The sequence below is a fragment of the Campylobacter sp. TTU-622 genome (assembly GCF_016598965.1).
In the GTDB taxonomy this organism is placed as follows: domain Bacteria; phylum Campylobacterota; class Campylobacteria; order Campylobacterales; family Campylobacteraceae; genus Campylobacter_D.
The window spans coordinates 1-8,129 of sequence record NZ_JAENKR010000057.1; the positions used below are offsets into that span (position 1 = coordinate 1).

The 8,129-nt window shown below is 26.1% G+C and carries 11 protein-coding genes; 1 reads left to right on the forward strand and 10 read right to left on the reverse strand.

Annotation, left to right across the window (positions count from 1 at the left end; all coding sequences use genetic code 11):
- The 6 genes from JG677_RS05865 to JG677_RS05890 form a co-directional block, all read right to left on the reverse strand.
- The coding region (locus JG677_RS05865; protein WP_200285655.1) for a hypothetical protein at positions 1-421 on the reverse strand (421 nt) is incomplete at its 3' end.
- The gene (locus JG677_RS05870; protein ID WP_200217062.1) at positions 411-935 is read right to left on the reverse strand and encodes a hypothetical protein; all 525 of its coding nucleotides are present in this window, start codon (positions 933-935) and stop codon (positions 411-413) included. The genes JG677_RS05865 and JG677_RS05870, both read right to left, overlap by 11 nt.
- Positions 925-1,869: a clan AA aspartic protease gene (locus JG677_RS05875; RefSeq protein WP_200169350.1), complete on the reverse strand. Its 945-nt coding sequence runs from the start codon at positions 1,867-1,869 to the stop codon at positions 925-927. The genes JG677_RS05870 and JG677_RS05875 overlap by 11 nt, the downstream gene beginning before the upstream one ends.
- Positions 1,869-2,501: a lysophospholipid acyltransferase family protein gene (locus JG677_RS05880; RefSeq protein ID WP_200169351.1), complete on the reverse strand. Its 633-nt coding sequence runs from the start codon at positions 2,499-2,501 to the stop codon at positions 1,869-1,871. The genes JG677_RS05875 and JG677_RS05880 overlap by 1 nt, the downstream gene beginning before the upstream one ends.
- On the reverse strand, positions 2,485-3,786 hold the full coding sequence (gene miaB, locus JG677_RS05885) for a tRNA (N6-isopentenyl adenosine(37)-C2)-methylthiotransferase MiaB (RefSeq protein WP_200169352.1): 1,302 nt from the start codon (positions 3,784-3,786) through the stop codon (positions 2,485-2,487). Before miaB ends, JG677_RS05880 begins: the two co-directional genes overlap by 17 nt.
- A complete protein-coding gene (locus JG677_RS05890; protein WP_200169353.1) occupies positions 3,783-4,025 on the reverse strand; it encodes an HP0268 family nuclease in 243 nt (80 codons plus the stop codon). The genes miaB and JG677_RS05890 overlap by 4 nt, the downstream gene beginning before the upstream one ends.
- Positions 4,026-4,153: 128 nt before the next feature.
- Between JG677_RS05890 and nusA the strand changes: the two genes are divergently transcribed.
- Positions 4,154-5,236, forward strand: a complete 1,083-nt coding sequence (nusA, locus tag JG677_RS05895; RefSeq protein WP_200285657.1) for a transcription termination factor NusA — start codon at positions 4,154-4,156, stop codon at positions 5,234-5,236.
- 8 nt (positions 5,237-5,244) lie between these two features.
- On the opposite strand, the gene JG677_RS05900 is transcribed toward nusA, so the two are convergent.
- The 4 genes from JG677_RS05900 to JG677_RS05915 form a co-directional block, all read right to left on the reverse strand.
- The gene (locus JG677_RS05900) at positions 5,245-5,538 is read right to left on the reverse strand and encodes a hypothetical protein (RefSeq protein WP_200169355.1); all 294 of its coding nucleotides are present in this window, start codon (positions 5,536-5,538) and stop codon (positions 5,245-5,247) included.
- Between the two features lie 49 nt (positions 5,539-5,587).
- Positions 5,588-6,775 (reverse strand): MFS transporter, encoded by a 1,188-nt coding sequence (locus JG677_RS05905; protein WP_200169356.1) that lies wholly within the window; start codon positions 6,773-6,775, stop codon positions 5,588-5,590.
- Positions 6,762-7,919, reverse strand: a complete 1,158-nt coding sequence (gene pdxA / locus JG677_RS05910; RefSeq protein ID WP_200285659.1) for a 4-hydroxythreonine-4-phosphate dehydrogenase — start codon at positions 7,917-7,919, stop codon at positions 6,762-6,764. Before pdxA ends, JG677_RS05905 begins: the two co-directional genes overlap by 14 nt.
- On the reverse strand, positions 7,912-8,129 hold a 218-nt coding region (locus JG677_RS05915; RefSeq protein ID WP_200285661.1), incomplete at its 5' end, for a pyridoxine 5'-phosphate synthase. The genes pdxA and JG677_RS05915, both read right to left, overlap by 8 nt.

An 8,129-nucleotide genomic window follows, 5' to 3' on the forward strand; every position in this document is an offset into this window, starting at 1 on the left:
GTTTTAAACTGTCAATGAAGTTATATAAAACTCTGGGATTTTTAATATTTGCTTGTATTAATAAGTGATTTTTTAGGTAAGGAGTTGATTGATTGATGTCTAAAGATTTTATTTCCACATTTTGAAAATAATTTTTTACAAAATTTGTAAAGTTTTGGATATCAAATTGATGTTTAAATTGTTCTAAGCTTGTATGATTTTCTTTGCGCAAAAGATTTAATTTATCTTCGCTTGCTTTAAGTTCTTTATTGGTTGAGAGAAGTTGTGAATTTTGAATACTTTCTTTTATAATAATTTCTTTATATTCTTTAAGTATGGGCAAAAGTAAAAATAAAATTAATCCAGTGCATATTGTTATAAAACTAAGAGAATAGACAAGAAGTTTTAAAATATTTATTTCTTCAAAACTTTTATCTTTCATTATTGTTTCCTATTTTTGTATTAATACTAATAAAACGATACCAACCATTATTAAGTTTATAATAATTTGTATGACTTTCATCAAAAACACTTTTCAAAGGAGTTTCTAAAAGTAAAATAAACATTTCTTTTGTCGGAGTAACGCCTGAAAGCTTTAACGAGTATTTATTTTGCTCTAAACTATCTAAAGTAATTGCATTTGTTTGAATAACCATATCTAAAATGTTTTTAAGGCTTTCTTTAGTATATAGATTTTGTGCATAAAAATTATTTGCCATATAACTTTGATTGAGTAAAATTTTATATAAATCTTCATTTTTTGAAATTTGCTTTTCTTTTAATACCATTTCTTGTTTTTTGTCTTCTATGGAGCTATAAGTAAAACTTACTTTAAATAAATAAATAAAATAAATAAATAAAATAAATAAAATTCCAAATATAAATAAAGCAAACCATGTTTTATCAAAAAGCGTCCAAATAGGTTTCTTTCTTGGTTGTATAAAACTATATTTCATAAGAGTTTATTTCCTCTTGCATTAAAGTTATCATCCAATCTAGGGTATTAATTTTTTCAAATTTTGGCTCTAAAAAGATTTCATTTTCTATTACCTCAAAAGCAGTAAGAGAAAATTCTTCATCACTAAAAAATATAAGCTCGTCAATAAAGCTATTGGAATATTTATCATCATTATAAAATTTTTGGATACTTGAAAAGATATAATTGCAAATTTCCATATCGTGACCAAAATTATTTAATTCTTTAAAATCAAGATGATCATTTTGTGGTATATCTTCTTTATTTTCATTTTCTAAAGAATCATATTTTTCTTGTATGTTGATTTCTTGATCGTCTTTAGAAAATAATTCTTCATTTAGAGAATTCGATTGATTTTGAAAGTTAGTTTGAATGAAGCTTTTTTCAAAAACTTTATATTCTCCAAACAAAATGTCTTTTCCTTTGCAAATCATTAAAGTTAAAAAGTTATCATAATTATGTATATATAAAGTTGTTTTCTCTAAATTTAAATTCCTTTTTGTAATATGATAATACAACAAAGCAAAAGGAGAATACAAAAAATCAATCCCACTATATTCTTCAAAAAGTTCATTAAAATATTCTATATGTTCTGTAGCAATATAAATTTGTGCATTATTCATAGGTAGACATTTTATGCTCATTTTGCCTACATTAAATTTATCAAGATTACTATTTAAACTTGGAATTAATCCTTGTTCTTGATTGTTTAAAAATAAACCCACATAATATATAAAATATTTTTTACTTAGTGTTTTGATGTATTCTAGAAGTTTTTTTTCATCATCAAAAGTTTTTTCTTGAGTATTAATTAAATTTTTATTTCTATAAATTTTTGCTTTTAAAATTTGTTTATCTTCTTTTAAAAGAATAGCGATAAAAAGCTGAGGAAGATATTTTTTTAAAAAAAACATTAACTAACCTTGAAACTATCCATATTGTATATTTTTTCAAATTCTTTTTTTAAAAAATCTTTTGCTTGATTTTTTGATAAATTAGAAATATCTAAAGGATCAGAAAGTCTATAAATGATTTTGCTAAAAGGTTTTGGTAAAATCATTTGATCCCAACTTGAAAATTTCCAAAAACGATTTGTTTCATAATTTAAAATTCTAATTTTAACATTTTTTTTCTGTGCAATTAAAATAGCTCCATCTGAAATACTATGAAAAGGCCCTCTTGGTCCATCAGGAGTAATTACTATATCGTCTTTTTGATCTAAAACTTTAAAGGCCGATTTTAATGCTGTTCTAGCACCTTTAAAAGTGCTACCTCTTATAGAATGAAGACCATAAAATGAAATAATTTTTGCAATTTTTTCTCCATCTCTGTGCAAAGAAATCATCACATAAGCTTTTTTATCTTTAAATTTAAAATGTCTAAAAGCAAAAGGCATTAATGCTAAGCGTCCGTGCCAAAATAAAATAACATAAGGATTTTCATCTACTTTTTCCCCTTTATATTCTTTGGAGCAAGTTAGAAAAATTAACCATTGCAATAAAAATATTATTCTAGTTAAAAAAATATCTTTAAACAATTTCCCCATAAAGCACCATACGTTTAGCATCTGTAATTTTGACGCGTTTTAATTTTCCTAAAAATTCTTCACTTCCTTGAATTTGGACTAAAAAATTATTATCAGTTCTACCAGCAACAGCTCCGTTGGTTCTTAATTCTTCAAATAAAACTTCCATTTGCTTACCTTTTTGCTTAAGGACAATTTCATCTAAAATTTCATTGTGTCTATTTTGCAAAGTTGTAAGTCTTAAAGAGGCAATATCTTCAGGAATTTGATTTGGCATAGAAGCAGCTTTAGTAAGAGGTCTTTTAGAATATTTAAAAGAAAAAAGTTGCTCAAAACGAACTTGCTCTAAAACATCCATAGTTTCTTCAAAATCTTTATCACTTTCACCTGGAAATGCTACAATAATATCTGTTGATATACTAACATCAGGACAAAGTTCTCTAATTTTAAACGCTCTATTTAAATACCATTCTTTATTATATCCTCTTTTCATAGCTTTTAAAACATTATCAGAGCCACTTTGTAATGGCATATGAATAGACTTGCAAATTTTAGAATTTTTGGCAAAAACTTGTAAAAATTTATCATCCATATGCAAAGGGTGAGGGCTAGTAAAGCGAATGCGCTCTAAACCTTCAATAGAACTAAGTTCTTCTAAGAGATCTGAAAAATCCATTTTTTTATGATTATTGCGAAATTTTTTACCATAATTATTTACATTTTGTCCAAGTAAAAATACTTCTTTTGCTCCTTTTTGAACCGCTTTTAAAGTTTCTTTAAAAATAATATCAAATGGAATTGAAATTTCATCCCCGCGTGTGTAAGGAACTATACAATAAGTGCAATGTTTATCACAACCTATGGAAATGTTAATATAAGTTTTATAAGGACTATTTCGAAAATCAGCAAAAGTAAATTCACTCTCATCATAATCAATATCTATTCCTATAAATTTAGGAGTTTTAATAGCTTTTGTGATTTTTGAAATATTTCTTGCCCCTAAAACAAAATCAACATAAGGAGCTCTTTTAAAAATTTCATTTCCTAAATGAGAAGCAGTGCAACCACAAACGCCTATTTTGGCACCATTTTTTTTAACTTTTTCAAAGGCTCCAATTTCAGAAAACAACTTATGAACAGGTTTTTCTCTTACAGAGCAGGTATTAATGAGTATAAGGTCTGCTTCTTCAATATTCTCAGTTAAGGTATAGTTTTCTTTGTGAGAGAGTTCAGCAATTATATGTTCTGAATCTCTTACATTCATAGCACAACCTAAAGTTTGGATAAATAATTTTTTTTCACTCAAAGAATATGCACCTCATACATAAAATCTGATTCATCAAGTCCGTATTTAATGGTTCTATGATAAACACTAAAACCCTTTTTTTCAAAATATTCTACAAGAGAAATTAACTGTTTATGGGAATTATCTTTATCAAAGTAAAAAAATTTTTGCCCTTCTTTTATAACTGCTTCTTCAATTTTTTCTAAAGTGATATTTTTTGGTTTTTCGTTGATTGAATTTCTTGCTAATTTTATTTCCATAGTTTTTCCTTAACTTCTTTTAAATTTATTATTATATCAATTTTACTTTTAATTAAACTTATTAAAGATATAATTTTTATCTTCTTTAAGCAAATTAATGAAAATTTCCCAAAAAAGGCAATATAGAAATGGAAAAAATTACAGATATTATAGAATCTATTGCTAATGAAAAAAATTTAGATTTAGAAAGTGTTAAAGATAAAGTAATTATTGCATTAATTAACACAGCTAAAAAAATTTATGGTCAAGAATATGATTTTTTTGTTGATAAAAAAAGTTTAAAACTTTATCAAAAAATTACCATTATAGCAGATAATGATGAGAGATTAAGCGAAAATAATGAAAGTTTTATTGCTCTAAGTAAAGCTAGAAAAGAAGCTGGAGAAGTTGAGGTTGGAGATGAGCTTACTTATGAGTGCTCTTTAGAAAATTTAGGAAGAACAGCAGTTAATATTTTACATAAAGAACTTGAATATCATATCCAAAAACTTTTAGAACAAACTATTTTTGAAAAATATAAAAATAAAGCAGGTCAAATAGTTTTTGGTAGTGTTGTGCGTATAGATAGTGAAGAAAATACTTATATAGAAATTGATGAATTAAGAGCTTTTTTACCAAGAAAAAATCGCATCAAAGGAGAAAAATTTAAAATAGGGGACGTTGTTAAAGCAGTTATTCGCCGTGTCTATATTGATAAAGGTATTAAAATAGAACTTTCTAGAACAAGTCCTAAATTTTTAGAACGTTTGCTTGAAGCTGAAGTTCCAGAGATTAAAGATGGTTATGTTAGTATACAAAATTGCGCAAGAATTCCAGGAGAGAGAGCAAAAGTTGTTTTAACAACAAATATGAGCAATATTGATCCAGTGGGAGCTACTGTTGGTGTTAAGGGTGTGAGAATCAATGCGGTAAGCAAAGAGCTTCATAATGAAAATATCGATTGTGTAGAATTTTCAAATGAAATTGAAATTTTAATAGCAAGGGCTTTAGCACCTGCTATTATTAGCTCTGTTAAAATTAAGGATAAAAAAGCTATTGTAAGTTTAAATAATGATCAAAAAAGTAAAGCTATAGGGAGAAATGGAATTAATATTCGTCTTGTTTCTATGTTAAGTTCTTGTGAGATAGAACTTAATGTTCTTGATTCTAAAAATAATGAAAGCGCAACAGAAGCATTTAAAAATTTGGAAAATTTATTTAAAAATGTATAATCAAGCTATTATTTAGCTTGATTTGCTTGATCAATAGCTGCAAAGAGTTTATTTAAAATAGTTTCTTCATTCTTTTTGTATTGATCTTCTCTCATTTTTTGCCATGCATAAACACCGAAGTTATTTTTAACACTAGAAAGATCAATATCTTGATTTTGTAATACTTCTTTTTCTTCTTTAGCATCATCTTTTTCTTTATTTTTTATTTCATTTATGCTTGCCTGAAATTCGTCACTTGAGAAATTTTTTTCTTTAACCTTGCTAAAAAATATGGAATTATTTTGGCTTGGATTTATAATCATAACTTATCCTTTAATTGATTTATAGAATTCAAGCAAATATTATTCCATATTATTTTTTTCTTTTAATTTGGTTAAAAGAAAATTTATCTTTAGCAAAAAAAAGACTTAAAATTAGTGCTGGCAAAACAAATAAAGCACAAAATAATGCATTAAATTCTATCCCAAGATAGCTTAAAACAAGTCCTCCAATAAAAGATGCTAAAGCAATACCAACATTAAAAGCAGCTTCATTAACACTTACTGAGCTATCAATAGTTTTAAAGGTATGCCTTTTGGCCTTAATAATGCTTAAAATCTTTAAGGCACTAATACTTGAGAATGCAAAAAAACCAATCAAAGCTATATTTAAAACAATTAAAATTTTAGAATTCATTGTAAAAAATACACTTAAAAATATAATAATTTGAATGCTTAATATAATTCTTAAAGAGCGAATTGATCCGATTTGACTAACTATTTTTCCTCCCCATAAATTTCCTAAAATTGCACAAATTCCATATAAAAGTAAAATATAAGCACTATCTTGAATTTCAAAACCACTTTTTTCTAATAAAAGTTTTTGTAAGTAAGTATAAAGAATAAATTGAGCCCCACAAGTGCAAATAGTAATAATATAGGTTTTTATCAAATTTGCGTGAGAAAAAGCGGGGATAAGATTTTTAAAACTCATTTGGTTTGGATTAAGATTTTTAGGCATCATTTGTAAAATTCCTATAAATGCTAAAATACTAATTATAAAAATTAACAAAAAGATAAATTTAAATCCAAAATAATGACTAATAAAAGTTCCAAGTGGAACCCCGCTTACTAAAGCTATAGTTAATCCGCTAACCATAATAGCAATAGCTTGGCTTTTTTTATTTTCTGGAGCTATTGCACTTATAGCTAATGTAGCAATAACAAAAAATACCCCATGTTGAGTTCCTGCTATAAATCTCGCAAAGGCACTCAAATAAAAATTTGTACTAAAGAAAATAATTAAATTAGCAAAAGCAAAAATAGCTATATTAATTAAAAGTTGCATATGTCTTTTATAAAAACTCAAAATTATGCTAATTAAAGGAGCACCAATTACTACCCCTAGTGCATAAAGCGTTGTAAGATAGCCCGCAATTTTTGCATCAATATTAAAATAATTTTGAACATCAACTAAAACTCCAGCCATAACAAATTCAGTAACACCCATACAAAAAGCACTTAAAGCAAGGGCAAAAATAGCTTTCTTATAATTTTGCATTTTTGTCTTTTTGTATATGATTTAAGTATAGAGCAAATTTAATTGCTTCTTCATAACTTTTAGTTTTTGCTTTATTTTTATAAGCTATATCAAAAGCAGTGCCGTGATCAACACTAGTGCGTATGATAGGCAAATTTAAACTTATATTAATACTTTGTTCAAAGTATAAAGCCTTAAGTGGGGCAAGAGCTAAATCGTGATACATAGCTATAAGTCTATTGCAAGATTTTAAAGAATTTTTAGTAAAAGCTGTATCAGCTACTAAAACTTCTGGAAGATAAAAAGAATGGGTATTAAATTGAAGCAATTCTTCTTTTAAAACTTTATTTTTTAAAGCATTTTGCAATAGAGTTTTTTCTGTAATATTAAATTTTTTCAAAAAAGCATTTTTTTGTTTAGCATTAGTCTTTAAAAAGCTTAAATAGGCATTGCTAAATTCAATAGCTTTTTTGATAAACTCTTCTTCTTTTCCACCTATAACACCATAATCACCAGCGTGTGGATTAAATCCTAAAACCCCAATTTTTTTAAAATGTGTTTGTTCATAAAAATTAATAAAAAATTTAACCAAAGGAATAAATTGAATTTTTTTACTTACTTCTTTTAAAGGAATATGATCGCTAAAAAGCCCTACAAAAAGTTTAGAGCATCCAAGCATCATAATAGCTTCTTTTTTATAAAAAGATCTTAAAGCTTCTGTATGTCCTCTAAAAGGTATATGTGCAAGTTGCCAAGCTTTTTTATGAATAGGAAGGGTAATTAAGGCTTTTGCATATTTTGCTTTTACAAAATTATTAGCTGCTTGAAAACTTAAAAAAGAGTAAAGTCCGCTTTTAGCATCAATTTTTCCAATATTAATATCGAAATTTGAATCAACTTTTGTGTAAAGTTTGCTTTTGAAGCAAAAAATTTTATAATGTTTATTTTCTTCTTGAAGAAAAAAATCTTCCTTATCATTTTTTTCAAAAATAACTAAATTATAATTATCAAGGGTTAAATTTAAAATTTTTAAAGCTTGGGAAAGTAAATTAGGGTGGATAAAATAATAAGGTGTGCAAATTTTTGAAATGATAGGATGAGCTTTAATTAGAATTTCGCAAGAAATTCCATTAATATCACCTATGCTTATAGCTAATTTATCCATTCATTAAAGCCTTCATTTCTAAAATAGCTTCTTTAAGACCTACAAAAACAGATCTTGCAATAATACTTTGACCTATATTTAATTCGTCTATAGCTTTAATTTTTACTATTTCTTGAACATTTTTATAATTAAGTCCGTGCCCTGCAGCAACTTTTAAGCCTAGTTCTTTTGCCTTTAAAGCACAAAGAGAAATAGCATTTAATTCTTCTT